This is a genomic window from Marinobacter sp. HL-58, assembly GCF_001314605.1.
Lineage (GTDB): Bacteria > Pseudomonadota > Gammaproteobacteria > Pseudomonadales > Oleiphilaceae > Marinobacter.
In genome coordinates, this window is the sequence record NZ_LIHP01000021.1 from 261,672 (window position 1) to 288,136 (window position 26,465).

The following is a 26,465-nucleotide window of genomic DNA, read 5'->3' on the forward strand; positions in this document are numbered from 1 at the left end:
ACCGTTCAGTTGGTCGATTTGCCATGGTTTACCAGATGAACGACAGTTTAAGGGCCGCTGTTGTGCTGCCTGCCTCCTCCTCGGCTAAGCTGTTGCTTGAACCATTACCTGTGATCAGACAAACTGTCACCAGATAGTAATAAGTGGTGACAGTTTGTCTGAATCGGATTTCGCCCGGCCTTCGCTTCGGCCAGTGCTTTGTGGGCGTCACCCTTTCTGCTCTCAATCAGCGCCCTTTGATCATCCAGCCACCCGGCCGCCACACTCAATCCCGCACTCTAAAGCTTTGGCCGGGGTAAACGGCGTCAATATCGAGATAAACGATCGCGCCATGAATGGAATCTATCAAGTAATTGGATAACTTTGTGGAAAGATGTCCAGATTCAGCGAGCATTAGAGACTGCCATTGAAGATGTCCTGGACAAGGATCTAGATACCAGATGAAATTGTCTTCGCCACGTCTTCAAACGTGCCCTCTGGAAAGCTGAATATAAGAATGGAACTTGGGTTTTCTTCCTTTATGAGGTAGCCCGTCTGATAGTTACGAACCTCTGCTGAAAACCCTGTAAAACCGGGATATATTCCAGGCGTTTGAGTTTCGACGGATTCAGCCCCTGAGGCCGATTTTAGGGTGTTAATGAACTCAGATGTCGACGGGGCATCGGACGGAATGGGCTTCACGCGAATGAACCCGAGTGCCTTTCCATCATTGAATAGCGTTATATCATTGTTGTCGATGCGAACGGCATCGAATAAGTTTGAGCTGACCGATACAGCGTAATCCTGGCTAGGTGAGAACGGTATCAACTGAGTTGATGCACAACCGGTGAGGAAAAGGGCTACGATGAGGGAACCGGGGAGTTTCATTATACTCACGCTTCCTTGGTTATCTCAGAGCGGCTTCCAGCAAACCCCTGAATTGTAACCCGCGAGTTAATTTGCAGGTAAAACTGATTTTGACTGCCCCCTGATGAATCGCTTGCCCGCTGATCGAATCACTCGAATTGCCTATTTCCGGATGTCATCTTATATTGACTGATGACAAGACCTCATCAAAAAGATCCTCTTTGACACTAATAGTGATCCAGGATTCATTATCGTTAGCTACTGCGATAAACGCGGTGGTATAACCGCGGAAAGTGGATGCAAAACCATAGGCGCCTTCAGGCAACTGGAGCTCCCTAGGGTTTCCCGGGCCCTTTTGGGCTTCTACAAATCCTTGTTTCACCTCATTGATAGCTGTGTTGGACTGCGGATTGGTCTCTATAGTCGAAATTGTGCTAACCAGATCGGAGACCTCCCACAACTGTATTTCGCTTGATTGAATTTCTATTGCATCAAACCTGTCACTGTTGAGAGTAAAGGTGATGTGGGGAGTGGCACGGAACTCAACGGGGTTACTATTGAACGAAGCGCAACCAGAAATCAAGACAGTTATCAGGATAAGGTTAACTACAAACCGTGTCATTTCGAGGCCCTTTATCAATCTAACGAATCAAGAATAACAGGTTTGAACTGCGCAGCACGGAAACGCGAGCACATCATGTTGACTCGAACGTTTTCCGTTAGAAAGGGTTCGCCCGATTTTCTGATAACTCTCAAAGCCCATTTTCTGAGTTTGCTTGCTGGCATCAACATGTCCTGTGGTGACGGTACGGCGTCGATCCACGTACCGCAGTCAGCTGTTTCCGACAGTAGTTCCACAATCGAGGTGATGGTTGAGTCTGTGATTGAGGAGCCTGTGAATTTTCGGGCATAGCTCCGGCCATAGAATGTTGTGATTATCGCCTGGATAGTGTCCACGTCTTTTTGAGTAAGAGATTCGCTCAATTTTCTTCATCCTTGAAACCAGGAAACGGGGCACCGGACAGCTCGATTTGTCCGGCGCTCCGCTTTTCACTAGGGCTCTTAGCCCTCGATCGGCGAACGCCAGTCGTCTGCACCGGAAGTACCGGCAACAGCGTGCTCCCAGGTTACCTTGCGGTAAGACAGGGAGGTGGTTACCAGCTGGGTGAAGTCGGCACTGGCGGCGTCCTGGCAGTGGGGCATGGTGCACTGGATGTCGATGATGGTGGCATCTTCCAGGATGGTTGAGAAGAAGTGCTCCTGCTTGCCTTCCACAGAGGTGCGGTACCACTTCAGCTCAACCTTCGGCAGCATTTCACCGGAAGCCAGGGCGTTGTACATCAGCGGTGTGGCCTTGTTCAGCGCAGAGGTGAACTTGAACGGCTTGTGAACGCGCTGGCCGGAAGGCTGGCCGGACTGGGGATCAGTCGGAACGGTTACAACGTGGCTGAATTCCTGAACCAGCACTTCGTCTTCGTGGCCTTCCACGTAGATGTTACCTACGGAATCGGAAGTGAATGCGCCGGCGGTGATGTTGCCCTGAGTTTGGCCTTCGATGCTGATATAACAAGGAGTTGGCATAGTCTGCTCCATGACGTTTGAATGAGTAAGTGTCCCCGGGGTTTTCCCTGGACACGTAGTCGTTAACAAACGCTGTGCCAGAATTGAAAAGTTGTTTAATAACAGAGAGAAAGCGGATTTTTTAGCGTTATCAGGAAGCCCGCAGGCAATTGGTTGCTGATGGCGGGGCGAGATCTTGCTGGGTGGGCAAAAAGTTGCTCAGCGCAGGCTGAAGCGAACCGGCAGTGCGTAGGTGAAGGTTTCGCCCTTCATGGATTCAGGAACCTCCGGCAGCGGCTCGGCATCCTCGAGCATGTCCAGGGCAGCATCATCCAGCAGTGAGTGGTCGGAAGATTTCCGCAGGGAGTGTTGTACCAACTTACCATCGCGACTGAACTCGAAAACGACTACCGGCGAGCCTTGCTGGCCGAGGCGGCGGGCGCGGCGCGGGTACTCATAGAACCGGCTCAGGTGTCGGCTCAGTTCGGTGAGATAGCTGTCCACATCGGAGGAGTCGCCGGCGGTCAGTTCCACCTGCTGATTGGGGTTCTCCTCCTCGGCGGTGTTTTCCGTGGGCTCTTCCGGGCTGTTTTCATTTTCCGTTGTATTGGCCTCGGCAACCTGCTCCACTGTTTCAGGCTCAGGCTCAGGCTCAGGCTCAGGCTCAGGCTCAGGCTCAGGCTCAGGCTCAGGTTCTGGTTCTGGTTCTGGTTCTGGTTCTGGTTCTGGCTCTGGTTCTGGTTCGGGGGTTTCCTCGGGAGGAGTCACTTCCTGCGGTTTGCGGGCGCCAGCCAGGGAAACTCGCACGGCCGGCGCGGAATTGACTGCCGAGTCCCCGAGGGGCTTCAGTTCCGGCACTCGTTCGGGCGCTGCGATCACCAGCGCAACGGCAGTGATGCCAATGGAAGCGATCAATAGCAGCCCACGGACGGTTCTACTTGCACCCATCAGCTGTCGGGCTCCGTCAGCAGGATGATTTCCTCGAAGCCGTTTTCCTCAAGCACCCGTAGCAGGGCTTCAAGGTCATCCATGCCAATATCCTGTTCGGCAGCAATTCTGAGCGGTGACTCTTCATCCGGAGCCGGTAATGCTTCAGGCAGAGAGCTTTCGCCGATGGTTTCTCCCTCCACCTGCCAGTCTCCGTCAGCGGTCACGACAAGATCCGCATGAGGCTGCTCGCTGCTCGCCTGCTCGCCAGTGCCCGGAAGATCCGGTAGTGGCGTATCCGACATCTGGCCGGCCACAATAAAAAACATCAGCAGCAGGAATACCAGGTTGATCAGCGGCAGCAGGGCATCCTCCAGGCGCTCCATCAGGGACTTGCCGGAAGTGACCGGTGGTGGCAGCAGATCGCTCATGGCTGCTCCGCAGGCGGCGGTGACCGTTTCCAGTGGGTGGTAATGCCGCTGTCTGATAACCGGCTGTAGGCGTTGGTGAAATCGGTCAGGCGTGTGGCAGAAGCGGTGGCAAGGTTGATTTCGTCAACGCCACTGGCGGTCAGTTCACCCATCAGTGTCTGGATGTCGTAGGTTTCATTCTGCCAGCTCAGCTTTCCGTCTTGCTCAACCGTTACTTCCGGAATGGGCTTCCCGGTAACCGGGCTGGTATCTCCGGTGCTGTTGCTGAGCTCCATAAAACTCACGGGCAGCAGGCGGGTGGTGAGCATGAAAAACACCAGCAGGATGAAAACCACATCAATCAGCGGTGTAATGCGGATGGGGATCGGCCGTGACGGCCGCGGTTCAACCAGTTGCATTGGCGAGCCGGCCCCGCTGGCCCGTTGCCGGATAGTCGGCAAACCGACGTTCACTGTCTGGGTGTTCTGCCAGAGCGTCGGCATCTTCCGTTGCGGCCATATGATCGGTGGATGTGAGCGGCACGGATAACACGGTCACAAGAGCGCTGTTAATGGTCTTCTGAATGCGCCGTAGGCGGAACTCGATCCAGGCGGCCAGGGCGGCGAACGGGATGGCAATCACCAGGCCTGCGGCGGTGGTGGTCAGGGCCTCGTATATGCCCCCGCTCAACTGGGACGCGTTGGCCCTGCCCTCGGTCTCCGCCATGGCGCTGAAAGCTTCCATCATGCCCATTACCGTGCCCAGAAGACCCAGTAGCGGTGCCAGCGCGGCAATGACCTCAATGATCTTCAGGGGTGCTTCGAATGGCTCCAGAGCGTCGTGGGCATCCCTGGCTACGGATTCCCGTATCTGCTGTGGATCAGTGCCTTGCAGGCGGGCATTCATGGTGTTGACCACCAGATGGTGTAACGGATTCAGGCGGCTGTAGCGACCAGCGGTCTGCTGCAGCTGACCGGGTACTTCTTTTTCAGGCTTGCGTTGCCAAATCGTAATACTGCTTTTAAGTCTGGCGGTGAATCTGGGAGCAAAAAAGGCCCCGAATAACATGAGGTAAACGAAGGTGACGATGCCGGCCACTGCAATTGCCAGCAACACGCCCATGACGGGGCCGCCCATCTCCATCAGCTGGCTGACCGGGCCGGTGCTGGTTCCGGTGGCGTCGGTAAGCAGTGAGTCTGACATGGGAAACCTCGATCAAGAAAATAGATCTAAATAGTAACGATTATCATTGAAATTGCAACTCTCGTAACGGCTAATACGGAGGCTCTCTGTTAGACTTATGGACAACAGTCAAATACAACAATCGGTGTTTTAACCTGTGAGTCAGACCTCCGGTAATTACTGTCCGAGCCGCGCGTACGCCGCCAATTGTTTCTCATGTTCAGGAGCCCTGGCGCAGTGTTGATGAAGCGTTGGCTTGCCAGTCTTGTCAATCGGGCCGTTGCCTTCGTAATTTTTATCATCGTGCTGTCTGCACTGGCAGTGGCGCTTATCAGTTCAATGGTCAGCCGTTCCGAACTCGAGGCCCAGGCCCGGGAACAGGTGGAGACCATTGCGAACCTGGTTGCCAGTGATCTGGACGCCCGACTGGCGCAGAGGAGGGATACCCTTGCCCATGTGGCAGAAGGGTTCACCATGGAAGAGAGTGTGCTGACCTCCCGGGCCAGGGTACTCATCAGGCGGGAGATAGCCCTTCAGCACCTGTTTGATGGTATTTACCTGTTCGACACCAATGGCAATGTCATTGCGGAGCACCCCGAAGATTATGATCAGACCGGGCTGGATGTCAGTGACCGCGAGTATTTCCGGGACACCTCGGACCAGCTGACGCCTATTATCAGCGAACCCTACTTATCGAATTACCAGGATCGCCCGGCGATCATGATGACAGCGCCGGTTTTCGATCACCGCAAGCGGTTTATCGGCATGCTTGGTGGCGCTGTATTCCTTGACGGGGATAATTTCATGCATGAGACAAGCGGTGTCGGTATTGGCAAGACAGGCTACGTCGGTCTTGCCACCCGCAGTGGCGTGACTCTTGCCCATGGCCGCACCGGTGAGGTCATGACACCGCTGCGGCTCGAAAACCCGGTACTGCGTGACGCCATGGGTGGTTTTGAAGGCACGCTGAGCACCCGTAACCAGGAGGGAACAGACACCATCATGTCGGTGCGGCAGTTGTCTCAAGTTCCATGGTTCGTGTCGGCGGTCTGGCCCGCAAAAGAAGCCTATGCCCCGGTCAGCCGGCTGGCTGACAGCTTTGTGCAGGTGTTGTTGATTGTCATCCTGGTGGTTGCGCCCCTGGCCCTGTTGGTTTTCCGCCGCCTGATGGCCCCCTTGCGCAACCTCGGTTTTCAGATCAGTGAACGCCATCTGGGCATCCGTACGGATCCGGTCGATGTAGCCGGTGGCTCGGAAATCCGACAGGTGGCGGAAACCTTCAATACCGTGATGGAGGAGCGGGATGAAGTGCTGGCGTCGCTCGCCGAGCGCGAGGCGTTCTTCCGTTCCCTCACCCAGAGCGCCCCGATCGGTATTATCCAGACTGATGTACTGGGCCGGATCGAATTCGTGAATCCGGCCTTCGAAAAAATTGTCGGCATTGATTCCAATGACCTGCTTCACACGCCACTGGTCGAGGGGGTGTATGAAGAGGACCGCGCCGGCGCCCTGAACGACTGGAGAGCGGCACTCAGGGACAAGGTGGTGTTCCTGGGTCGATTGCGCCTTAAAACCCTGAGGGATCAGAATCTGATCTGGGCAGATGTGATGACCGCGGTGATCGATACGGAAGAACGCACCCTTGGTACCATCACCGTGGTCCGGGATATTACCCATGAACTGGAAATCGAGGCGGAACTGGCTGAAGAGCAGGAGCGGGCAGACAGCATTCTTGGCATCCTCCGGGAAGGCGTGTTGATGCTGGATGTTGATGGTGCGATCCGTTACGCCAATCAGGCCGCCTGTGAGTTCCTGGGGCGCCCGGAAGGCTGCGAACAGGTCAATTTCTTTGAGCATGTTGCAATAGAGAACGAAAGCCGCCGCTGGGAAGCGGACGATTTTCTGCGCAGCGCCGATGTCGACAGTCTGTACGCCACGATGAGAAACAGCCGCGGCCGGGCTTTCGATGTGGATCTCGCCATACTGCATCTGCACAGGGGCGCCCGCAATCATCAGCTGATCCTGGTTATCCGGGATGACAGCGAACGCCGCCGCGAGGAAGAGCGGCTTTCCTGGGAAGCTACCCATGACAGCCTCACCGGCTTGCTGAACAGGCGGGCTTTCAACTCGTCCCTGGTGAAGTCTCTGGGTGAGGCCAGCAAAAAAACGGTTGCCAGCGTGTTGATGCTGATTGACCTGGATTATTTCAAACCGGTCAATGACAAGGGCGGCCATCTGATGGGCGACGACCTGCTTGGCCGTCTCTCGGACCTGCTCAGGGCTTCCGTGCGGCAGTCTGATACCGTGGCACGTCTTGGTGGCGATGAATTCGGTATCATATTGCCCGCCTGTGGTCTTGAACGCGCCATGGAGCTGGCTGAAACCATTCGCCGTGGCATTGAATCCATTCGTATCGAGCAGGACGGCAAGTCGTTCGGTGTCACTGCCAGCATCGGCCTTACCGAGATGTCAGAAGGCGATTCCGGCCCACGCGAGGTGATGGCACGGGCTGATGAGGGCGCCTATGCCGCCAAGGCCCGGGGCCGCAACCGGGTGGTTACCGTTCCATTGCCTCCCGGGGACCGGCTGATCTGAATGTCCGTCCCGCGGGCGTTTACCACCAGCCGGCAGCGCCACCGGCCTGCCACAACAGTCGCAGGGCAAGCAGCGTCAGCAGGATATTGAACATAAAGCTGAAGTGCCGGTTGCTCATGGACCTGAGTACATGAAGCCCGAGCCAGGTGCCGGCGAAACCGAAAGCAATCATTGCCAGAATAAACAATATCCAGTCCCGGAACATAAAGCCGGCGAATCCGAATACCAGGGCTTTCGGGGCATGCTGCAGCGTCATGGCCGTGGCGAACGTGGCCACGGTGGTGAATCGGTCGGTATGCATCTGTTTGATGAAGGATGCCACCAGTGGTCCCGTGGCACCTACGAACAGGGATATGAAGCTGGTAAGGCCGGAGGCGATGAATATCCCGGTACTGCCAAATGCTCCCCGGGGTAGGGCCGGCCCCCAGCAAAGGTACAGAACAAACAGGCCAATGGTCAGTTGCCAGAGATAGGTGGGCAGGTCCACCAGCACCCAGGCTCCCAGGGCAGCGCCTGCAAGTACGCCAGGTGCAAAGGCAGCGATGGCCTTCCAGTCGGTGTGACGCCAGGTCAGGGTGGCCCGCCCTGCATTGGAGCCGAGCTGAATCATGCCGTGTACCGGGATGATGGCTGCCGGCGGAATCCAGAATGCCATCAGCACCAGTAACAGAACACCGCCACCGGCGCCGAGACTGGCGGTAATCATCGAGGTTATGACAGAACACAGCAAGAGGAAGCCTGCGGTGGTTGCAGTCAGGCCTTCCGGGATCAGGGTCAGTTCCAACCAGGGCTCCAGGGGTTATTCACAGAAGGGGGTGTTGGCAAGTCGGGCGGTTTTGCACAGTGCCTCCGTGGCCAGTTGAACGTCCGCCACATAATACAGCGAAGCAAGGCCAAAGCGATCCCGCCCCAGGTTATGGAAGATCATACCGAAAGCAATATCGCCAGCGCTGAAGTTCTCGTGTTTGCTGGCGAAATAGGCTGCGGGCCGGGACAGGGTATCATCCTCCAGCAGGGCTTTTACCCGGCCCGCACCGCCATGATAGGCCTGAACCAGCAGCAGGCTGAAAAGCTGGTCACGTTTGCTTTCGGGTAAATGACCGAACCGCTGTTCGAATGGCTCACTCAGGTTCCGGGCATTCTGATTGGTTAACCGGAGGGCACAATCGATCTGTGCCAGCCGGTGCCAGTGGTTGGCCGGCTTGATCTGGCAGTCGCTGAGAGCCGATGGCGACAGCTGCAGGATGCCCTTGGCATTGGCAGAGGAATGGGCCCGCTGCTGGCCGCTGCTCTCGATCAGAACCTGCCCGGCAAGGTATTTTGGCAATGTTGCCGGCAAGTCGTTTCGTTGCTGTTGCTGGCGTGCGTCATAGACATACATCAACGCGTCGTGAAGTGGCTCGGGCTTATCCTGTGCGGCAAACGAAAGGTCATCCCAGGTACCCCAGATCAGTTCAGTGGGCAGGGTGCCCAGATACCGGGCCACGGCTTCGCCGAGATTGACGTGGGGCTGGTTACAGGCAAGTGCAAACGGATACCCGGTCTTGTCGGGGCCACCGGATGCCCAGTTATCCGCGCGGCCACTGGCGACCAGGGAACGCCGGGTGTCATTCAGTCGTTCCTGTGTCGCTTCGCGGCTGTTTTCATCGTCAATATAGCCAAGGAACTGGCCGCGCATATCGAACAGAATGTGCCGGTCCGTGTCCGAACAGTAACCGGACTCTTTCAGCACCCAGCGCCGGATGGTCGTGATGTTTTGATAGACGCCCTGGCTCACCCAGTAGGGGGAGCTGCGCACAATGCTGGTCCAGCTGTCCTTGGGTTCCGGCGGCTGTTCGCTGGCGCCCAGAAATGGTGCAATAATGGATGTGACCATGAAAACGACAGCAAGTGAGCGGCGCCCGGGACTCTTGTTCATAAACGATGGTTCCCTCAATTTCCAGACTTCAGAATAACAAATGGAATCGATCATGAAGCAATCCGAATACCTCCGGTACGATGCGGTAGCGCTTGCCGACCTGATTCGCCGCAAGGAAGTGTCAGCTCGTGAAGTCTGCGAGGCCGCCATAGAGCGGGCCGCAGCGGTAAACGACAAACTGAATGCCATCTGCTACCCCCAGTTCTCGGATGCGCTGGGCCAGGATTACTCGCCCGATGGTACCTTTTCCGGCGTTCCCATGCTGCTTAAAGATCTGTCCCAGGAGCAACAGGGTCACCCCTGCACTTTTGGCAGTCGTGGGCTGAAAAACAACATTGCTTCGCAGGATTCGGAGTATGTGCGCCGGGCCCGTGAAGGCGGGCTGGTGTTCCTTGGCCGTACCGCAACGCCGGAATTCGGGCTCAAGGCGGTGACCGAATCGAAACTCTGGGGTGCGTCCCGCAACCCCTGGAATACGGAACTCACGCCCGGTGGTTCCAGTGGTGGCTCCGGTGCCGCCGTGGCTGCGGGCATTGTGCCCATGGCGGGGGCCAACGACGGCGGTGGGTCCATTCGCATTCCGGCGGCCTACAACGGGCTTTTCGGGCTGAAGCCGTCCCGGGGCAGGATTTCATCCGGGCCCTTCCTGGGAGAAGCCTGGACAGGCGCCTCGACTGACCATGTAGTGACGCGTACGGTCCGTGACAGCGCCGCCATGCTGGATGTGTTATCCGGCCCGGCGGTCGGAGATCCGTTCATTATCGCGCCGCCATCCGCGCCCTATGCGGAGCTCATGCAGCAGGCCCCGCGCCGTCTCAGGATTGGTGTTTTCACAGCCTCACCCTACAACACGGAGGTAGCGCCGGAGTGTGTGGATGCGGTTGAGGACACCGCCCGTATGCTGGAAGCACTCGGGCACGAGGTGGAATACGCCCGCCCCGATTTTGATGGCATGGCGCTGGCCCGCTGTTATCTGGGGCTCTACTTTGGTGAAGTCTCGACCCTGATGGAAAAGGCCAGGGCCGAGTTTGGTGCCCGGGACGAGGATTTTGAGCTGGATACCCGCCTGCTTGCTATGCTGGGCCGGACCATGCCGTTGCCGGATTATGTCCGGCGCCGCCAGCAATGGAACGACTTTGCCCGGGCGCTGGGTGTGTTTTTTCAGGGTTTTGATATGTACCTGTGTCCCACTGCGGGGCAACTGCCGGCAAGGATCGGTGAGCTGGATACCCCTGGCCACCTTCAGTTGGCAGCCCGGCTGATGCTGTTGCTCAAGGCCGGTAAACTGGTGCATCGCAGTGGCCAGGTGGACCAGATGGCACTGGAGAGCCTGGCCCGTACACCTTTTACCCAACTGGCCAATCTGACAGGCACCCCGGCGATGTCGGTACCGGTTCACTGGACCACCGCTGGCCTGCCCGTGGGCGTCCAGTTCGGTGCACCACATGGGGATGAAGCCACGTTGCTTCAGCTGGCGGCGCAGCTGGAAGGCGCCAGCCCCTGGTTTGGCCGTTATGATCTGTTGGAGGCCCTGGCCTGAAACTACGCTCTGAAACAATAAATGACGTATTGTGATCCGCGATCACCGCATCCACGTTTATCTTTATGGCAGGAACAGGCTATGCTGTGACTCAGGGAAACCCCTTTTCCCTGAACGACCCTGATGGCATCGAGGAGGCGAGCGTATTATGAACCAACCGATGGCAATCGACGAACTGGTATCTGTAGCACAGGCCGAGGCCATGGGGGAGCTTGATGCCCCGATGATGGCGATCGTCCTGTCCAGTGAACAAAGCTACGACTTGCCCATTAACTCTCTTGAAACCGATGCCGACAAGGCCCGCTGGGGACTGATCCTCCGCGCCGCCCGCGAGCATGTGGAAGCCGATGCGGTGGCCGTGCTCTATCCGGCGTGGACCACCATACGAAACAAAAAGCCGGCGAAAGCTGACACAGGGTCAGAACCAGCCCGAGCTGTGGAAGAAAGCGACGATGAACCGGTGAGGGGTGAAGACCCGGCCGAACCCATCGATACACTGTTTGTACAGCTGCATACCCGCGACCGTATCTATTGGCGCGGCTTTGAGCAGATCCGCGATCCCAAGCACCAGCGGATTATCGGCTTCCGCCGTATCAAGGCCCTGTCCACGGAGTATGGCCGGGACGAAGCGCCCTCCGTCACCTCATGGCTCAACACCCTGTTCGAGCCCCTGCCCGATGAAGGCCAGGAAACCGAGGTGGATATGGAGCTGGCGGACCTGCTGGATGAGCCGGAAGTCAGCGCGGCCCTCTATCCGCGCCAGCTCCGTGCCCTGCACTGATCCACCCGCGGATATCAATGGCTTGAAAGAAGTGTGATGCACAGCTGGGCGTTCTGGACAAAGTGACCGAACGCCGACAGCTGGTCATCGGATGGCACATAATCGGCTGCCGCATTGTCCGCATAAAACAGGCCTACCAGCCGCCCCTTGGCGGTCAGTGGGCCAACCAGGGCCGGAACATTGCCCAGCCAGCGATCGTAGGGCACGGTTTCGGTTCCTGACTTCGGCTGGTAGATATAACAGCTGGCGTGGGGCAACAGCGCACCCAGTGGGCCGGTGCCATCCTTGCGGACGATAAAGTTGTCCTTCCAGCTCTCGGTACCCTTGCCGCCCAGTTTGCGGGGAATCAGCTCCAGGCCACTGCGGTCACTCATCAACAGAACAACCCGTTGCATGCCCACGGCCCGGTGTATGCCTTCAATGACCAGCTGACAGACTTCGTTGATATCGGGTTTGTCCGTCAGGCTGTGGGTCAGGTCTCTCAGAATCTGCAGCTGCAGAACAGGGTCGACTTCCGGCGCCCGGGCCTGTCCGCCGTCCGGTTCCGAATGGCTGCCGGGCATCAATGCCGTAACCTGGGGGATGCCCAGTGACACCGCCACCCGGGCAGCCTCACCGGCATTGATCTTGAGCTGGTCCCGGACGGCAGCAGGGTTTTCCCCGATATCCCTGCCCAGGTCCTCCATTACCTTGTCCATATCCGCACCGCGCCAGCCGTTTTCGGAAAGCCTGGCCATCTCAACCGAATGCCGGACCAGGCTGGCGGCTTTCGAGTTCGCCTGTCCCGGCGCAACCACCTCCTTGATAAACGGCCCCAGGGACCAGGCTTCCACCAGGCCCCGGGTAATCTCGGCGAAGGTGGTGTGCAGTACGGATTTCTGGGCTTCCACCGGTGCGACGCCGGCACGCAATTCGGCTTCCAGCTCACTGGCCTGCTCTGTTTCGCAGGACCAGAAGGCCAGCTCGCCGATATTCATCAGCAGGGCACCGATGAACACCTCTTCAAGCGCGTACTCGTTGCGCTTCGGCAACAGGCAGCGGGCCTGAACGGCGGCATGGATGGCGCGGGCGAGGCAGCGAAGCAGGTGGGGCCGGTCGTTACGTTTGAGCAGTGAGTCCACAATCAGCGACGAGATAGCCATGGATTTCACGGCATCAAACCCGATCAGCGTGATGGCGCGGCTCACGGTGCTGACCTGGGTACGGGTCTGATTATAGAAAACTGTATTCGACAGCCGGAGTACCTGGGAGGTGAGCTGGGCGTCGTTGAGAATCACGTTGGCCAGTTCGTTCACCGTGCTGTTGCTGCTGTCGGTGAGCTCGTTGATCCTGCGCAGCGTGTTCGCCAGCACCGGCAGTTCAATCTTGCTGAGGTAGGTAACCCATGCCTGGGTAGAGTTCATCCTTGAAGGCGGAGTATCGGTTTTTGTGGTCAAAATATCGTGCGCCTCGGAAAGGGTGTTAAAAGGTTCCTTTGAAGCACGAGTTTAGTCCAGTGCAGTGGCCCGTGTCAGGTGGTCGAAGGTGTAAGGGGATATACCAAGGCCCTGGATTCGGGTTTGAAGGCGGATTGGTTTATAATTGCGCGCTTTATACTGCACCCACAAGGCGCTGACAGGGCTCAATCGTGATTGTATTTGACCAGGTACAGAAGTCCTACCAGGTAGGTGGGCGGGCGATCCCCGCACTGCACCCCACCAGCATGACCATCGACACCGGCGAGGTATTCGGCATTGTCGGCCATTCCGGCGCGGGTAAATCCACCCTCGTGCGCCTGATCAACCTGCTGGAACCGCCCACCGGTGGCCGTATCCTGATCGATGACGAAAACATCACCGATTACACCGCCACCGAACTGCGAGCCTTCCGCCGCAAGGTGGGCATGATATTCCAGCACTTCAATCTGCTGTCTTCCAAAACCGTGGCGGACAATATCGCTTTTCCGATGAAGCTGGCGGGCATCTACTCCCGCACCGAGATCCGCGACCGGGTGGACGAGTTGCTGAAGCGGGTCGGCCTGGCCGATCAGGCCAACAAATACCCCACGCAACTGTCCGGGGGCCAGAAACAAAGGGTAGGCATTGCCCGCGCCCTCGCCTGCCGCCCCACGATCCTGCTGTGCGACGAAGCCACCAGTGCACTGGATCCGCAAACCACACAGTCTGTGCTGAAGTTGCTGGCAGACATCAACCGCGAGCTGGGTCTGACCATCGTGCTGATCACCCACGAAATGGACGTGGTGCGCCGTGTCTGTGACCGGGTCGCGGTGATGGACGCCGGCGAGGTAGTGGAAATGGGGCCGGTCAGCGACGTCTTCCTGCACCCCAAACATCCCACCACCCGGGATTTTGTCTTCGAGAGCGAAAACATCGACCGCGAGGAAATGCAGCAGGACCTGCAGCATGCGCAAGGCCGCATCCTGCGCCTGACCTTCCGTGGCGAATCCACCTACACACCGTTGCTGGGCAGCGTCGCACGGGAGTCGGGTGTGGACTTCAGTATCCTCTCCGGCCGCATCGACCACATCAAGGACACCCCCTATGGCCAGCTGACCCTGTCGCTGGTGGGTGGCGACCTTGATGTTGCCATGCAGGCGCTGGAAGCCGCGGATGTCCATGTGGAGGTGGTGCGCTGATGGAAGCCCTGATGGAGACTCTGCTGACCAACGTGGACTGGACCGAAATCGGCTGGGCCAGCTGGGATACCCTGGTAATGGTAGGCATGTCCCTGCTGTTCAGCGTCCTCATCGGCCTGCCGCTGGGCGTAATGCTGTTCCTGTTTGGCAAACGCCAACTGCTGGAGCAGCGGGCGGCTTATGCGGTGCTGTCGTTCGTCGTCAACGTGTTGCGCTCGGTGCCGTTTATCATCCTGCTGATTGTGATGATCCCGTTCACGGTGATGCTGATCGGCACCTCGCTTGGCGTTGCCGGCGCGATACCGCCGCTGGTGGCCGGTGGAGCCCCGTTCTTTGCCCGGTTGGTGGAGACGTCGCTCAGGGAGGTCGACCGGGGCATCATTGAAGCCACCCAGGCCATGGGCGCGACGGTCAAGCAGATTGTTTTCGGTGCCCTGCTGCCGGAGGCGTTGCCGGGTATCATCGCCGGTATCACGGTAACGGCGATTACACTGGTTTCCTACGCTGCCATGTCTGGCGTTGTCGGCGGCGGTGGTTTGGGTGACCTCGCTATTCGCTTCGGCTATCAACGGTTCCAGACCGATGTGATGGTTATTACCGTGGCGTTGTTGGTTATTTTCGTTCAACTATTGCAAATGGCCGGCGATCGCCTCGTACTGTATTTCAGTCGGAAATAATTACAGTTCTGCATAGGCATTCGGTTGGAATCACCTTCCGAAAACGTGGAGCGCCAGGGATGGCGCGACCGAGCCCTACAGGGACGTATTTACGGGCGTTTTTCGGAAGGTGATTCCAACCGAGTGCCGTACTCCCAGACTGAATCTATTGTTTGAAGTATCCAACAGGAGAAAAGATCTATGAACCTCAAGAAAACACTAGTAGGACTGGCTGCCGTAGCGACTTTCTCTGGCGCCGTATCGGCCGAAGAGCTGTCTATTGCGGCCACTCCGGTGCCTCATGCAGAGATCCTGGAATTTGTTAAGCCAAAACTGGCTGAGCAGGGCGTGGAGCTGGAGATTAAAGTGTTCACAGATTATGTCCAGCCCAATGTACAGGTGGATCAGGAGCGGATGGATGCCAACTTCTTCCAGCACCAGCCGTACCTGGACGAGTTCAACGATGGCCGTGGTACCGACCTGGTGAGCGTCATCGGCGTTCACATTGAACCCTTCGGTGCCTACTCCAGCAAGATCGACTCCCTGGACGAGCTGGAAGATGGCGCTACCGTGGCCATCCCCAACGACCCGACCAACGGCGGCCGCGCGCTGTTGCTGCTGCAGGAAGCCGGGTTGATCACATTGAAAGACGACAGCAAGATTACCGCAACACCCCGTGATATTGCAGACAACCCGAAGGATCTGGACTTCAAGGAACTGGAAGCTGCCACCCTTCCACGTGTACTCGACCAGGTGGACCTGGCGATGATCAACACGAATTATGCCCTGGAAGCTGGCCTGAATCCGTCAGAGGATGCGCTGGTTATCGAGGGTTCCGAGTCGCCTTACGTCAACATCCTGGTTTCCCGTCCGGACAACAAGGACAGCGATGCCATGCAGAAGCTGGCAGAAGCTCTGACGTCTGACGACGTAAAGGAATTCATCATGGAAGAGTACGAGGGCGCTGTCGTTCCGGCGTTCTGATACAAATGAAAACCGGCATCAACGAAAGAGGGCAGGTTTAACCTGCCCTCTTTGCATTTCATGTTGCTTTCAGTCCGGAGAAATCACTCGCCACTCCAGTTGGAGCGTGGGTCCGGCGTCATCCTCAGGTAGGATTTGACCGCCTTGTAGCCTTTCGGGAAGCGTTCTTTTATTTCCTCTTCATCCTGCAGCGAAGGCACGATGACCACGTCACCGCCGGCTTCCCAGTTGCCTGGTGTGGCAACCTTGTGTTCGTCGGTCATCTGCAGTGAATCGATAACCCGCAGCACTTCATTGAAGTTGCGGCCGGTGCTGGCCGGATAGGTGATGGTCAGCCGGATCTTCTTGTTCGGGTCGATCACGAACAGTGAGCGAACCGTGAGACTGCTGTCGGCGCTCGGGTGAATCATGTCGTACAACTCGGACACCTTGCGGTCTTCATCGGCAATGATCGGAAAGTTTACCGAGCAGCCCTGGGTTTCGTTAATGTCCTTGATCCATTCCCTGTGGGAGTCCACCGGGTCGACACTCAGGGCGATAGCCTTGACGTTACGCTTGGCGAATTCATCTTTCAGCTTGGCCGTAAGCCCCAGTTCAGTAGTGCAGACAGGGGTGAAGTCTGCCGGGTGCGAGAACAAGACCCCCCAGCTGTCCCCCAGCCACTCATGGAAACGGATCGGGCCTTCGCTGGAGTCCTGCTCGAAATCAGGTGCGGTATCACCCAGACGTAAACTCATGGTGCTTCCTCCTTTGGTATTACCAGTTTCCGGCCGGACAAAACGCCGGTGCAAACAGTCAGTCTATACAAAAGATGATGGTGACGGATGAGGGAAAAACCAAGGGTGGTTGATCCAGATCATCCGTCACCGGGGTTGCATCAGTTTACGCCAACGGAGCGTTCCTTCTCGAAATGCTCCCGGGTCAGCTTGAACACAACGGGGCTGAGCAACAGCAGCGCCACCAGGTTGGGCAGTGCCATCATGGCATTGAGGGTGTCTGCGATCAGCCAGATCAGGCCAAGGTTGATGGTGGCACCGACCGGAATGGCCAGAATCCAGACCACACGATAGGGCACGATGGCCTTCACACCGAACAGGAACTCGATACAGCGCTCCCCGTAGAACGACCAGCCGATAATGGTGGTAAAGGCAAATATCGCCAGAGCAATGGCGACAACATAGTTGCCCAGACCGGGGAGGCCTGATTCAAAGGCCAGCGAGGTGAGCGCTGCGCCGGTTTCACCGGATGTCCAGGCACCGGAACTGATGATCACCAGGCCAGTGATACTGCACACGATAATGGTATCGATAAAGGTACCCAGCATGGCAACCATACCCTGGTTAACCGGGTTTTTGGTCTGTGCCGCGGCGTGGGCGATGGGGGCGGAACCCAGCCCGGCCTCGTTGGAGAAAATACCCCGGGCGACACCAAAGCGAATGGCGGCCCATACAGCGGCACCTGCGAAACCACCCTCTGCAGCGACCGGGCTGAAGGCATGGGTGAACACCATGGCGAGGGCAGAAGGAAGTTCGTTGGCGTTGATGGCCAGAGCGATCAGGCCGACCAGCACATAGGCGATGGCCATGAAGGGTACCAGGGCACTGGCGACGTGGCCGATGCGCTTGATGCCACCAACAAGGACCAGTCCTACCAGTATCATCAGGATCAGGCCGGTTACCCAGTGCGGCAGGTTGAAGTTACTCTCCAGCACATCGGCCACGGAGTTGGCCTGGACCGTGTTGCCAATACCGAACGCTGCTACTGAAGCAAAAATCGCAAACAGCACGCCCAGCCAGGCCCATTTTTTTCCGAGACCGTTGCGGATGTAGTACATGGGCCCGCCCACGTGGGCACCGCGCTCATCCACTTCGCGGAAACGCACGGCCAGCACCGCCTCCGAGTATTTGGTGGCCATGCCCACCAGGGCCGTCAGCCACATCCAGAACAGCGCACCGGGCCCACCCAGAAAAACGGCGGTTGCGACACCGGCGATGTTACCGGTACCTATCGTTGCAGACAGCGCCGTCATCAGCGCCTGGTAGGGGGGTATCTCGCCCTCTGATTCGGGGCCGGTGCGGCCCTTCCACATCAAGCGGAAACCGGCACCAAGTTTCAGTACCGGCATCAGTTTCAGGCCAATGCTCAGAAAAAGGCCTACACCAAGAATCATTACCAGCATGGGTGGGCCCCATACCAGTCCGTTTATACTGCCAATGAACGACTCGACGGCTTCCATTGGGATCTCCCTGTATGACTGCCATGGCTGAAATACTCCGCACCGGAGTGGCGGCGAAGCGGTTTAAACTTCCCGTAAGGGTATAACTGATTGAGTTTAGACACTTATTTCAATCTGTAAATATCCGCTGCCCAGAATCTGTTATTAGGGGGTTTATACTTCAAGTTTTCGCCCCCATTGCCTATGTTTATAGGAGGAAGTATCCGGAATGTTACTGGTCAGGGAGCCTGCCAATGGAATCATTGAAAGTGTCTGATGTAATGTGGAACCACATCGAGCCCATCCGTTGTGGCACGCCTTTAACCAAAGTGGTTAAAACGCTGCTCCACAACCACGTTACGGGGTTGCCGGTGGTCGACGATCATCGCAGGGTTATTGGTTTCATCTCTGAACAGGACTGCATTCACGCCCTGCTGGTGAGCAATTATCACCGTGAAGGTGATCCCACGGTGGATGATGTGATGTTCCGCAATCCGGTGACCATTTCGGCTGAAATGGCCGTGGTGGATCTGGCCCAGAATCTGGGTGCCGGCAAGCCGAAGGTCTATCCGGTGGTCGATCATGATCGTCTTATCGGCATTGTAACCCGAACGGCCATTCTTGCCCGGCTGGCGCAGGCCGGTTATGGCATAGAGGTTCCCAAATTCGCATAGTCCGCGGACTGTGAAATTCCCCCAGGCCCAGAGGTGACCATGGAACTGCTCTCCACCAACGTCTGCTTTGACGGTGAACATCGTCGCTACCGGCACCACTCGGCAGCGCTGGACTGCGACATGGAATTCGCCGTCTATCTGCCACCTGCTGCCCTTGGCAGTAACGCACGCCCGGTGCCGGTGCTCTACTGGTTGTCGGGGCTGACCTGCACCGACCAGAACTTCATGCAGAAAGCCGGTGCCCAGAAGAAAGCGGCACGGCTCGGCATGGCCCTCGTATGCCCGGATACCAGCCCCCGGGGGCTGAACCTGCCCGGCGAACATGACAGTTATGACTTTGGCAGTGGTGCGGGGTTTTATATAAACGCCACCCGCCAGCCCTGGGCACCCCATTACCGGATGTACGATTACGTGGTCAAGGAATTGCCGCAGCTGGTGGAGGGGCATTTGCCGGTGACGGAGGACCGCAGTATCAGCGGTCATTCCATGGGGGGGCATGGGGCCCTGATTGCGGCATTGAAGAACCCGGGCCGGTACAGGTCGGTCTCGGCCTTTGCGCCCATCGCCAATCCCAGCGAATGTCCCTGGGGCCAGAAAGCGTTCAGTGGCTATCTGGGCGACGACCCGAAAGCATGGGAAGAGTGGGACGCCACGCTGCTCATCCCCACCGCAAAAGAACGGCTACCCCTGCTGGTGGATCAGGGCACCTCGGACGAGTTTCTCGACAGCCAGCTCAACCCGGATGCGCTGGCCGATGCCTGCGAGAAGATGCATCACCACATCAATTTGCGGATGCACCGGGGCTATGATCATAGCTACTTCTTTATCGCCTCGTTTATCGACGACCACCTGGAGCATCATGCCCAGGCTCTCGGGCTGAGATAACGGCCCTGGCCTAGCGAAATCCCCAGAGCAGCCCGAAGTCCATGGAGGGCATCACTTCCGGTTGCTCCACAGCCCTGATGTTGAAATCCAGCAGGCTGCAGTCCCGCTCGAGCGAGCCGCTGTAACGATTGCCCTTCGGGCCGATGATCGCCTTCGCAAACGGCCCCCGGTGCCGGTGGGGGCGTCTTACGATCACCGCGACCTCGTTGTTGGCCAGCCTGACCAGTGTTCCCGGTGGGTATTCGGTAAGCACCGCCAGCAGTGCCCGGGGAATGGCCGGACGAAACTTCCCGTCTGCCAGGGTATTGATGAGCTTGCGTGCCTCAACGACATTCATCCGGTCACGGTAGGCCCGGCGGGTAATCATGGCGATATAGCGTTCTCCCAGTGCCAGGATCTCAGCCTCTCCGCGGATGTCAGTGCCACTGAGCCCATGGGGATACCCCGATCCGTCTGCCTGCTCGTGATGCTGGGCGATGATTTTCATCAATAGCGGACTAGTGATACCGGCATCCTTCAGGGCCTGGATGCTCCGCTCCGGGTGCTTGCGAATGACCGCGCGCTGTTCGTCGGTCAGCAGGCGGTTGGAGGCATTGAGCTTGTCGGCAACCGGCACCAGGGCCAGGTTGGCCGTCAGTGCAGCCGATACCAGCACTGCCGTACGCTTGTCATCGAGGCCAAAGCGGCGGGCGGTAAACTGGCAAAGGATGGCGTAGAACAGTATCTGTTCGTGAATGGTAGGCTCGATGGAATAGAGATGCACCAGCGCCAGGCTTGCTTCCGGCGACTCCTCACACATCTGGTCAATCATTCGAGACAGACCCAGTACTCTTTTAAGCGCACTCTCGTCACGCCGGGTAATGGCATTCAGGGTGGACTCCAGGGTCTGCAGCAACACCGGGTATTCTGCAAACGGATTACGAACCCGGGTATCCTCGAGTATTTCGTCCTGCGGGCGCTCGATCTTGCGGGGCTGAAACAGGCCACGTTCGAACAGCTGCTCAAGCTGGGTGTCGTTCTGGATGACGTAGCCCTGGCGCAATAGCACGTTGCCATCGGCGTCGTAGACCGTCCAGGGTAAGGGCTTTCCAATGGTCAATGCGCCGGGTGCGATACGGACAAGATTCGGCACTCTGTCGCTTCCTGCTGATTGTAGTAATGATGCTTAAGTCTAACCCTGAATCCATGTTCAACTCCAGAAAGAGCCGATTGTGTGTCCTGTGACGCAGAATTTCACTGCACGTTTGTTAAATCTTGTTGAGTGTACGTTCAGTGGTCAGATCCTGGGCTATGATAGGTTGCTTATAAGACGTTAGTCGGGGTTTGAAGGTTGGCGTTGGTTTTGACACATACCCGAGGCGTTCTCTGAACCGGTGAATACTATGCTTTATCGTCTGAAAACTGACTTCAGGCTATCCATCATTACCCTGCTGGCCATCAGCGCCATTCTGGGCATCAGCCCGTTCGCGGTAATGCGATTCATGCAGGGCAATGTGCTGGCCGGTGTGGTGGACCTGACCATCATGCTCTCTATCACAGCGGGCATGGTGTATGCGTGGGTGACCGGGGATACGGCCCGCAGCGGATTCTTCATGGCTGTGGTTGCCTGTGGCGGCGCGGTAACGGTGGGTGCCGTGGTGGGTGAGCCAGGCCTGTTCTGGTTGTACCCCTGCCTGGTGACCAGCTTTTTTCTGACCGAACCCCGCTACGCCATTTTCATCAATCTTGCCGCTGTCATTGCGCTGATGGTGCATGGTGTCGCCTTCAGTTCCACGGTTCAGATGTGGTCGTTCGCGGCCACGGCGGTGGTGGTCAGTTGCTGCGCCTACGCTTTCGCCCACCGCAATGAAAACCAGCGTGAACGCCTGGAACATCTGGCTACGATTGATCCCCTCACTGGCGTCAAGAACCGCCGCTCCATGGACGAAGAGCTGGCAATGGCGGTAGCCAGCGCAGCCAGAACCGGCATCTCCTACGGTCTTGTGCTGCTGGATCTTGACCACTTCAAGAAAATCAACGATGAGCACGGCCACAGCGTGGGGGATGACGTACTCACGGAAATGGTGGCGCTGATTGAACAGAATATCCGTAGATCCGATCAGTTGTTCCGGTTCGGTGGCGAGGAGTTCGTATTGTTGATGAGCGGCGTGGATGAGACTGGCCTTCGGGCAGTGATGCACAATCTGCAGCACATCATGCACAGGTTCCTTCGACACCCGGGGGGAAAGGTTACCGCCTCCTTTGGTGTGGCACTGCTGAAATCCGGCGAGAGCCCGGACGCCTGGCTGGCCCGGGCCGATGAGGCGCTGTATAAAGCCAAGGCCAACGGCCGGGACCAGATCGTTTATGCCGACGATTCGGATGCCCAAGAGCCTGCGGCAGAGTCGGCCTGACGGTCTTAATTCTCCGGTTCCGGTGCGAACAGGAACAGCCGTAACCCCAGCAGAATGCTGGCGGAAACCAGCCCGCATGTAAGGCCAACCCAGAAGCCCGCCGCCCCCATCGCGGGTAGCAGCCAGTCGGTAAAGGTCAGTGCCCACCCCAGGGGCAAACCCAGGCCCCAGAACGAAAACAGCATGATGAACATGGGAATGCTGGTGTCCTTGTAGCCACGCAGGGCACTGATGCAGGTTACCTGGATGACATCGGCAATCTGGAAAAAAGCGGCGTACACCAGCAGCGTGACGGTCACAGCCCTGACATCCAGGTCACTGGTGTAGAGCGCGGCAATGCCGTTGGCAAAGACAAACAACATCAATGCAAACACCAGAGCCACGGCCGCGGCCAGGATCAGTGAGCTGCGGGCAATGAGCCTGGCTGTGTCCGGCGCCCTGGCCCCGACAAGGAAGCTGACCCGCAGGGTAAGCGCCATGCCAATGCTCAGTGGCAGCATGAACAGCAGGGAGACCACGTTCAGGGCAATCTGATGGCCAGCGACAATAACCGGCCCCAGGGGCGCCAGGAACAGTGCTATCACCGAGAACATGCTGGCTTCCACAAAGATGGTAAAGCCGATGGGAATGCCCAGGCGAAGGATATAGCGAATGCCTTCGGCGTCTGGCCTGGCCCAGTCTGCCAGCAGGTGAAACCGGCGGTAGACGGCGCTGCGGTTAAGGTAGACAAGCAGGGCAATGGCGGCCACGCCGTTGGAGATGGACGTGGCCCAGCCGCAGCCAATTCCGCCCATGGCGGGTAACCCCAGCTTGCCGTATATGAATATATAGTTCAGGGGCAGGTTGATCATGGTGCCCAGTACCGAAAATGCCATGATGACCCGGGTATGCCCCAGCCCGTCTGTCAGGCCGCGCAGAGCCATCATCAGCAGCATGGCGGGAATGCCCCAGGCAAAGGCATCCAGGTAGCCCTGGGTAATGCGCGCGGTATTGGTCTCCAGCTTCAGGGCATCAAGCACCGGATGCACATTGGTGAGCAGCAGGATCATGATCACAGAGCCACCGGCGGCTATGTACAACCCCTGCCAGGTGGCGGGCATGATCTTTTCAGTGGTACGGGCACCGTTGTAGCCGGAAATGATTGGCTGAAGAGCCCCCAGTAACCCCATGAAAAACAGGAAAACCGGCATCCACAGGCTACTGCCGATACCCACAGCGGCCAGATCCTCGGCACTGGCGTGGCCGGCCATCACGGTATCGATCACCCCGTTGGCCATCTGTGCCACCTGGGCAATCAGAATCGGGCCGCCGAGAATCGCCAGCGTGCGCCATTCGGTCAGTGTTCTTTGAACCAGTGGCTGGCGGACTTCGGGTAACGGCTGGTGGACTTCATCCATGGAATGGCATGCCTGGACTGAAAATGAAACGGAACAGAAAGCCGGGATGGTACCCTATTCCCGGCATCAGGTGGCATAGGGTGTTTCCGTGGCGGCTGTACCTGGCCAGGAAATACGGAGTAAAGTGCCGCTCCGGTCAATCTCATTATCAATTTCAGGTAGCAGTGTTATGGGGCTTCTGGTTTTCGTAACCATTCTGTGGGCGTTTTCATTCAGCCTGATCGGCGAATTCCTCGCCGGTCGGGTGGACAGCGATTTTGCGGTGTTGACCCGGGTGGTGCTTGCCGCCCTGGTGTTTCTGCCGCTGACACGTTGGCGCGGTGTACCTGGTGGATTGAAGCTGGGGGTGCTGGTCACCGGCATGCTGCAGTTTGGTATCACCTATCTGTGCCTGTATCGCTCGTTCAGTTACCTGACGGTACCGGAAGTGCTGCTGTTCACCATTTTCACGCCCCTGTATGTCACCCTGATTGACGATGCGCTTTACCGGCGTTTCTCTCCGGTTGCCCTGGTTGCGGCAGCCATCGCGACCCTGGGCGCGGGCATTATCCGTTATGACGGTCTCAGCCAGGGCTTTATCACCGGTTTCCTGTTGCTCCAGGTGGCCAATTTCACCTTCGCAGCGGGCCAGGTGGGGTACAAGCACACCATGATGCGCTTCCCGACAGAGGTGCCGGCCTACCGTACCTTCGGGTATTTCTTTTTCGGTGCGCTGATCATCGCTCTGCCCTCATTCCTGATATTCGGTGATGCCAGCCGCCTGCCAACCACTTCCCTGCAATGGGGCATTCTTGCCTGGCTGGGCCTGGCGGCATCCGGTGTCGGGCTGTTCCTGTGGAACCGGGGTGGATGTCATGTGGATGCCGGTACACTGGCGATCATGAACAATGCCCTGGTACCGGCGGGGCTGATCGTGAACCTGCTGATCTGGAACCGGGATGCAGACCTGCTGCGGTTGTGCATTGGCGGCGGTGTCATCGCCCTCTCCCTCTGGGTGAATGCCCGTTTTCATCCCCGGGCAAGGCTTGCCGTCACGACATAGGGGTTTCCACTGACTAAGGTTTACCGGGCTTCCGTCGTTACACACCTACACGCAGGGTAACCTTTGATAAATGTCATGGATGTTTGTCCGGAGTTATGATTGCGCTCCAGTTTTCCCATCTAAAGCCCCGAGCCAGAAGGTCTGTCTATGCGTAACAATCTGCCGGTAACCCAGCGTGAAGTAAAAATGCGCGATGGTGGGCGACTTATCACCACCACTGACACCCGGGGCGTGATCACCTATTGCAACGACGAATTTGTGGCTATCAGTGGCTTTTCCAGAGAGGAGCTGATCGGGCAGCCCCATAATGTCATCCGTCATCCGGATATGCCGCCGGTAGTGTTTCAGGGCATGTGGGAGTACCTGAAATCTGGCAAACCCTGGATGGGTGTGGTCAAGAACCGGGCAAAGTCCGGAGACCACTACTGGGTAAGTGCCTACGTCACACCTGTTCTTGAAAACGGGAAGATGACCGGTTACGAGTCTGTGCGGGTAGCCCCGACGCGTGAACAGGTGGCGCGCGCGGAAAAACTGTATACCAGACTGTCTGCTGGCCAGGGTTCAGTGGGTTTGCAGAGCCGGCTTGTTTCAGTGCTGCGCTCAGGGTGGCCCTTTGTTCTTTCCCTGATTCTCAGCCTGGTGGCGCTGGCCACGCTCGGTAACACCTGGCTGGCCGCGGGCGTGATCGTGGTGGCCCATGTGCTGGCGGCGGGACTGGTTCTGAAATCGGTGACGGGGCGGCTGCAGAGGCTGCTGGATCTGCGCCCGGACGCCTTCCGGGATGCGGTTGTGGCCAGGACCTACAGCGACGAGAGTGGCCTGTTTGCGCAACTGGGCATGGTGATGATGAGCGAAAAGGCCAGGATTCGCACAGCCCTGGCCCGTATTGATGACCAGGCAGAGCTGCTCTACGAGCAGGCACAGGCAAGCCAGGGCTATATCGAAGAGGGCGCCAGGGCTATTGCCAACCAGCGGGCAGAAACGGACCAGACGGCTTCCGCAGTGAACGAGATGACCGCGTCCATTCAGGAGGTAGCGGAATCCGTTAGCGCCAATGCCCGGGTGGCGGATGACGCCAACCGGACGGCGGCCACCGGCAGCAAGCGCAGTGGCGAAGCGCTGACCGCGATTGAACAGCTGGTCACCCGGGTGAACGGGATTGGCTCGGCAATTGAAAAGCTTGGAGCCTCAACCGAGAGCATCGGCGAAGCGGCCAGCCTTATCTCGGATATTGCCGAACAGACCAACCTGCTGGCACTGAACGCGGCTATTGAAGCAGCTCGCGCAGGCGAGCAAGGGCGCGGCTTCGCCGTGGTCGCTGACGAAGTGCGATCACTTGCCCGCCGCACCCGGGATTCCACGGTACGGATCCAGAACGTTATCGATGATTTCCGCAGCCAGGTGGATGAGGCCGTTCAGGCTACCCGAGAGGGCGGGCGGGATGCTGACAAGGGGCTGAACAAGGTGCGTGAAGCGGAGACATCGCTGCAGGAAATTGTGTCTTCGATTCAGGATATTTCCGACAGCTTTATCAGTATGTCGGCCGCCTTCGAGGAGCAAGGCCAGGTGTCCGAGGAGATCAACCAGCAGATCGTCAACATTGCCGAGCTGGCGGACCACAGCACACAGAAGGCGGAATCCGCCCGGGACAGCAGTGATCACCTGAGCCTAATGTCCCGTGGCCTGAAAGACCTGGTTTCCCGCTTTGTCAGCAAAAACGGGTAGTTAACAACGGCAGCACCGGTTTTCCGTTCGTGCCGGTGCCGCTGCTGACTGGCATCCTTTGCCCACTGCTGGCAAAATCCCGCCCCAAAAGCTGAAGCTA

At 57.8% G+C, this 26,465-nt stretch carries 26 protein-coding genes; 11 read left to right on the plus strand and 15 right to left on the minus strand.

Annotated elements, in window-relative coordinates; translation table 11 throughout:
• Window positions 1–429 precede the first annotated feature (429 nt).
• The 8 genes from HLUCCO03_RS18970 to HLUCCO03_RS19005 form a co-directional block, all read right to left on the minus strand.
• Window positions 430–867: a hypothetical protein gene (locus HLUCCO03_RS18970; RefSeq protein ID WP_027830405.1), complete on the minus strand. Its 438-nt coding sequence runs from the start codon at window positions 865–867 to the stop codon at window positions 430–432.
• A gap of 154 nt (window positions 868–1,021) precedes the next feature.
• Window positions 1,022–1,468: a hypothetical protein gene (locus HLUCCO03_RS18975; RefSeq protein WP_051603740.1), complete on the minus strand. Its 447-nt coding sequence runs from the start codon at window positions 1,466–1,468 to the stop codon at window positions 1,022–1,024.
• 14 nt (window positions 1,469–1,482) lie between these two features.
• Window positions 1,483–1,830: a hypothetical protein gene (locus HLUCCO03_RS18980; protein WP_027830407.1), complete on the minus strand. Its 348-nt coding sequence runs from the start codon at window positions 1,828–1,830 to the stop codon at window positions 1,483–1,485.
• A gap of 78 nt (window positions 1,831–1,908) precedes the next feature.
• On the minus strand, window positions 1,909–2,427 hold the full coding sequence (locus tag HLUCCO03_RS18985) for an Hcp family type VI secretion system effector (protein WP_027830408.1): 519 nt from the start codon (window positions 2,425–2,427) through the stop codon (window positions 1,909–1,911).
• Between the two features lie 198 nt (window positions 2,428–2,625).
• Complete coding sequence (locus HLUCCO03_RS18990) at window positions 2,626–3,354, minus strand: energy transducer TonB (protein ID WP_027830409.1); 729 nt, start codon at window positions 3,352–3,354, stop codon at window positions 2,626–2,628.
• Window positions 3,354–3,764 (minus strand): biopolymer transporter ExbD, encoded by a 411-nt coding sequence (locus HLUCCO03_RS18995; protein ID WP_027830410.1) that lies wholly within the window; start codon window positions 3,762–3,764, stop codon window positions 3,354–3,356. Before HLUCCO03_RS18995 ends, HLUCCO03_RS18990 begins: the two co-directional genes overlap by 1 nt.
• Entirely contained in the window at window positions 3,761–4,162 is a 402-nt protein-coding gene (locus HLUCCO03_RS19000) for a biopolymer transporter ExbD (RefSeq protein WP_027830411.1), read from the minus strand. Before HLUCCO03_RS19000 ends, HLUCCO03_RS18995 begins: the two co-directional genes overlap by 4 nt.
• On the minus strand, window positions 4,149–4,946 hold the full coding sequence (locus HLUCCO03_RS19005) for a MotA/TolQ/ExbB proton channel family protein (RefSeq protein ID WP_027830412.1): 798 nt from the start codon (window positions 4,944–4,946) through the stop codon (window positions 4,149–4,151). Before HLUCCO03_RS19005 ends, HLUCCO03_RS19000 begins: the two co-directional genes overlap by 14 nt.
• A 222-nt stretch (window positions 4,947–5,168) precedes the next feature.
• Here HLUCCO03_RS19005 and HLUCCO03_RS19010 point away from each other — a divergent pair, with 222 nt between their 5' ends.
• Window positions 5,169–7,520 carry a diguanylate cyclase gene (locus tag HLUCCO03_RS19010; protein ID WP_292016773.1) on the plus strand — a complete coding sequence of 784 codons (2,352 nt, stop codon included), beginning with the start codon at window positions 5,169–5,171 and terminating at the stop codon, window positions 7,518–7,520.
• Between the two features lie 19 nt (window positions 7,521–7,539).
• On the opposite strand, the gene HLUCCO03_RS19015 is transcribed toward HLUCCO03_RS19010, so the two are convergent.
• Window positions 7,540–8,304: a sulfite exporter TauE/SafE family protein gene (locus HLUCCO03_RS19015; protein ID WP_027830414.1), complete on the minus strand. Its 765-nt coding sequence runs from the start codon at window positions 8,302–8,304 to the stop codon at window positions 7,540–7,542.
• Window positions 8,305–8,319: 15 nt separating this feature from the next.
• Window positions 8,320–9,438 (minus strand): hypothetical protein, encoded by a 1,119-nt coding sequence (locus HLUCCO03_RS19020; RefSeq protein ID WP_027830415.1) that lies wholly within the window; start codon window positions 9,436–9,438, stop codon window positions 8,320–8,322.
• A gap of 52 nt (window positions 9,439–9,490) precedes the next feature.
• On the opposite strand from HLUCCO03_RS19020, the gene HLUCCO03_RS19025 reads away from it, so the two are divergent.
• Both HLUCCO03_RS19025 and HLUCCO03_RS19030 read left to right on the plus strand, forming a co-directional pair.
• Window positions 9,491–10,978, plus strand: coding sequence for an amidase (locus tag HLUCCO03_RS19025; protein ID WP_027830416.1), 1,488 nt, complete (start codon window positions 9,491–9,493; stop codon window positions 10,976–10,978).
• 148 nt (window positions 10,979–11,126) lie between these two features.
• On the plus strand, window positions 11,127–11,759 hold the full coding sequence (locus HLUCCO03_RS19030; RefSeq protein WP_027830417.1) for a hypothetical protein: 633 nt from the start codon (window positions 11,127–11,129) through the stop codon (window positions 11,757–11,759).
• Between the two features lie 14 nt (window positions 11,760–11,773).
• On the opposite strand, the gene HLUCCO03_RS19035 is transcribed toward HLUCCO03_RS19030, so the two are convergent.
• Entirely contained in the window at window positions 11,774–13,195 is a 1,422-nt protein-coding gene (locus tag HLUCCO03_RS19035; RefSeq protein WP_027830418.1) for an HDOD domain-containing protein, read from the minus strand.
• A 191-nt stretch (window positions 13,196–13,386) separates the two neighbouring features.
• Between HLUCCO03_RS19035 and HLUCCO03_RS19040 the strand changes: the two genes are divergently transcribed.
• The 3 genes from HLUCCO03_RS19040 to HLUCCO03_RS19050 all read left to right on the plus strand — a co-directional run bounded on the left by HLUCCO03_RS19040 (window position 13,387) and on the right by HLUCCO03_RS19050 (window position 16,034).
• Window positions 13,387–14,394 (plus strand): methionine ABC transporter ATP-binding protein, encoded by a 1,008-nt coding sequence (locus HLUCCO03_RS19040; RefSeq protein WP_027830419.1) that lies wholly within the window; start codon window positions 13,387–13,389, stop codon window positions 14,392–14,394.
• Window positions 14,394–15,071 (plus strand): methionine ABC transporter permease, encoded by a 678-nt coding sequence (locus HLUCCO03_RS19045; protein WP_027830420.1) that lies wholly within the window; start codon window positions 14,394–14,396, stop codon window positions 15,069–15,071. Before HLUCCO03_RS19040 ends, HLUCCO03_RS19045 begins: the two co-directional genes overlap by 1 nt.
• A 180-nt stretch (window positions 15,072–15,251) precedes the next feature.
• A complete protein-coding gene (locus HLUCCO03_RS19050) occupies window positions 15,252–16,034 on the plus strand; it encodes a MetQ/NlpA family ABC transporter substrate-binding protein (RefSeq protein WP_027830421.1) in 783 nt (260 codons plus the stop codon).
• Between the two features lie 83 nt (window positions 16,035–16,117).
• On the opposite strand, the gene HLUCCO03_RS19055 is transcribed toward HLUCCO03_RS19050, so the two are convergent.
• Together HLUCCO03_RS19055 and HLUCCO03_RS19060 are read right to left on the minus strand one after the other, a co-directional pair.
• The gene (locus HLUCCO03_RS19055) at window positions 16,118–16,771 is read right to left on the minus strand and encodes a peroxiredoxin (RefSeq protein ID WP_027830422.1); all 654 of its coding nucleotides are present in this window, start codon (window positions 16,769–16,771) and stop codon (window positions 16,118–16,120) included.
• Window positions 16,772–16,911: 140 nt separating this feature from the next.
• Window positions 16,912–18,270: a sodium:alanine symporter family protein gene (locus HLUCCO03_RS19060; RefSeq protein WP_027830423.1), complete on the minus strand. Its 1,359-nt coding sequence runs from the start codon at window positions 18,268–18,270 to the stop codon at window positions 16,912–16,914.
• Between the two features lie 233 nt (window positions 18,271–18,503).
• On the opposite strand from HLUCCO03_RS19060, the gene HLUCCO03_RS19065 reads away from it, so the two are divergent.
• Both HLUCCO03_RS19065 and fghA read left to right on the plus strand, forming a co-directional pair.
• Window positions 18,504–18,923, plus strand: coding sequence for a CBS domain-containing protein (locus HLUCCO03_RS19065; protein WP_027830424.1), 420 nt, complete (start codon window positions 18,504–18,506; stop codon window positions 18,921–18,923).
• A 39-nt stretch (window positions 18,924–18,962) separates the two neighbouring features.
• On the plus strand, window positions 18,963–19,808 hold the full coding sequence (fghA, locus tag HLUCCO03_RS19070) for an S-formylglutathione hydrolase (RefSeq protein ID WP_027830425.1): 846 nt from the start codon (window positions 18,963–18,965) through the stop codon (window positions 19,806–19,808).
• Between the two features lie 10 nt (window positions 19,809–19,818).
• On the opposite strand, the gene HLUCCO03_RS19075 is transcribed toward fghA, so the two are convergent.
• Entirely contained in the window at window positions 19,819–20,940 is a 1,122-nt protein-coding gene (locus HLUCCO03_RS19075) for an HD domain-containing phosphohydrolase (RefSeq protein ID WP_027830426.1), read from the minus strand.
• A 250-nt stretch (window positions 20,941–21,190) separates the two neighbouring features.
• On the opposite strand from HLUCCO03_RS19075, the gene HLUCCO03_RS19080 reads away from it, so the two are divergent.
• Entirely contained in the window at window positions 21,191–22,201 is a 1,011-nt protein-coding gene (locus tag HLUCCO03_RS19080) for a GGDEF domain-containing protein (RefSeq protein ID WP_027830427.1), read from the plus strand.
• A gap of 5 nt (window positions 22,202–22,206) precedes the next feature.
• Here HLUCCO03_RS19080 and HLUCCO03_RS19085 read toward each other — a convergent pair whose 3' ends face one another.
• Window positions 22,207–23,598, minus strand: a complete 1,392-nt coding sequence (locus HLUCCO03_RS19085) for an MATE family efflux transporter (protein WP_027830428.1) — start codon at window positions 23,596–23,598, stop codon at window positions 22,207–22,209.
• Window positions 23,599–23,767: 169 nt separating this feature from the next.
• Between HLUCCO03_RS19085 and HLUCCO03_RS19090 the strand changes: the two genes are divergently transcribed.
• The gene (locus HLUCCO03_RS19090; RefSeq protein ID WP_027830429.1) at window positions 23,768–24,640 is read left to right on the plus strand and encodes a DMT family transporter; all 873 of its coding nucleotides are present in this window, start codon (window positions 23,768–23,770) and stop codon (window positions 24,638–24,640) included.
• 147 nt (window positions 24,641–24,787) lie between these two features.
• Window positions 24,788–26,365, plus strand: coding sequence for a PAS domain-containing methyl-accepting chemotaxis protein (locus HLUCCO03_RS19095; RefSeq protein ID WP_027830430.1), 1,578 nt, complete (start codon window positions 24,788–24,790; stop codon window positions 26,363–26,365).
• Window positions 26,366–26,465: the final 100 nt, after the last annotated feature.

What these genes read in the sequence shown, in the direction of transcription:
- HLUCCO03_RS19000 (WP_027830411.1), bottom strand. Translation starts at nt 4,162, where the DNA reads ATGCAACTGGTTGAACCGCGGCCGTCACGGCCGATCCCCATCCGCATT.
- fghA (WP_027830425.1), top strand. Translation starts at nt 18,963, where the DNA reads ATGGAACTGCTCTCCACCAACGTCTGCTTTGACGGTGAACATCGTCGC.
- HLUCCO03_RS19095 (WP_027830430.1), top strand. Translation starts at nt 24,788, where the DNA reads ATGCGTAACAATCTGCCGGTAACCCAGCGTGAAGTAAAAATGCGCGAT.
- HLUCCO03_RS18985 (WP_027830408.1), bottom strand. Translation starts at nt 2,427, where the DNA reads ATGCCAACTCCTTGTTATATCAGCATCGAAGGCCAAACTCAGGGCAAC.
- HLUCCO03_RS19030 (WP_027830417.1), top strand. Translation starts at nt 11,127, where the DNA reads ATGAACCAACCGATGGCAATCGACGAACTGGTATCTGTAGCACAGGCC.
- HLUCCO03_RS19055 (WP_027830422.1), bottom strand. Translation starts at nt 16,771, where the DNA reads ATGAGTTTACGTCTGGGTGATACCGCACCTGATTTCGAGCAGGACTCC.
- HLUCCO03_RS18995 (WP_027830410.1), bottom strand. Translation starts at nt 3,764, where the DNA reads ATGAGCGATCTGCTGCCACCACCGGTCACTTCCGGCAAGTCCCTGATG.
- HLUCCO03_RS19025 (WP_027830416.1), top strand. Translation starts at nt 9,491, where the DNA reads ATGAAGCAATCCGAATACCTCCGGTACGATGCGGTAGCGCTTGCCGAC.
- HLUCCO03_RS19010 (WP_292016773.1), top strand. Translation starts at nt 5,169, where the DNA reads ATGAAGCGTTGGCTTGCCAGTCTTGTCAATCGGGCCGTTGCCTTCGTA.
- HLUCCO03_RS19020 (WP_027830415.1), bottom strand. Translation starts at nt 9,438, where the DNA reads ATGAACAAGAGTCCCGGGCGCCGCTCACTTGCTGTCGTTTTCATGGTC.
- HLUCCO03_RS18990 (WP_027830409.1), bottom strand. Translation starts at nt 3,354, where the DNA reads ATGGGTGCAAGTAGAACCGTCCGTGGGCTGCTATTGATCGCTTCCATT.
- HLUCCO03_RS19060 (WP_027830423.1), bottom strand. Translation starts at nt 18,270, where the DNA reads ATGGAAGCCGTCGAGTCGTTCATTGGCAGTATAAACGGACTGGTATGG.
- HLUCCO03_RS19005 (WP_027830412.1), bottom strand. Translation starts at nt 4,946, where the DNA reads ATGTCAGACTCACTGCTTACCGACGCCACCGGAACCAGCACCGGCCCG.
- HLUCCO03_RS18970 (WP_027830405.1), bottom strand. Translation starts at nt 867, where the DNA reads ATGAAACTCCCCGGTTCCCTCATCGTAGCCCTTTTCCTCACCGGTTGT.
- HLUCCO03_RS18975 (WP_051603740.1), bottom strand. Translation starts at nt 1,468, where the DNA reads ATGACACGGTTTGTAGTTAACCTTATCCTGATAACTGTCTTGATTTCT.
- HLUCCO03_RS19050 (WP_027830421.1), top strand. Translation starts at nt 15,252, where the DNA reads ATGAACCTCAAGAAAACACTAGTAGGACTGGCTGCCGTAGCGACTTTC.
- HLUCCO03_RS19085 (WP_027830428.1), bottom strand. Translation starts at nt 23,598, where the DNA reads ATGGATGAAGTCCACCAGCCGTTACCCGAAGTCCGCCAGCCACTGGTT.
- HLUCCO03_RS19080 (WP_027830427.1), top strand. Translation starts at nt 21,191, where the DNA reads ATGCTTTATCGTCTGAAAACTGACTTCAGGCTATCCATCATTACCCTG.
- HLUCCO03_RS19045 (WP_027830420.1), top strand. Translation starts at nt 14,394, where the DNA reads ATGGAAGCCCTGATGGAGACTCTGCTGACCAACGTGGACTGGACCGAA.
- HLUCCO03_RS19065 (WP_027830424.1), top strand. Translation starts at nt 18,504, where the DNA reads ATGGAATCATTGAAAGTGTCTGATGTAATGTGGAACCACATCGAGCCC.
- HLUCCO03_RS19090 (WP_027830429.1), top strand. Translation starts at nt 23,768, where the DNA reads ATGGGGCTTCTGGTTTTCGTAACCATTCTGTGGGCGTTTTCATTCAGC.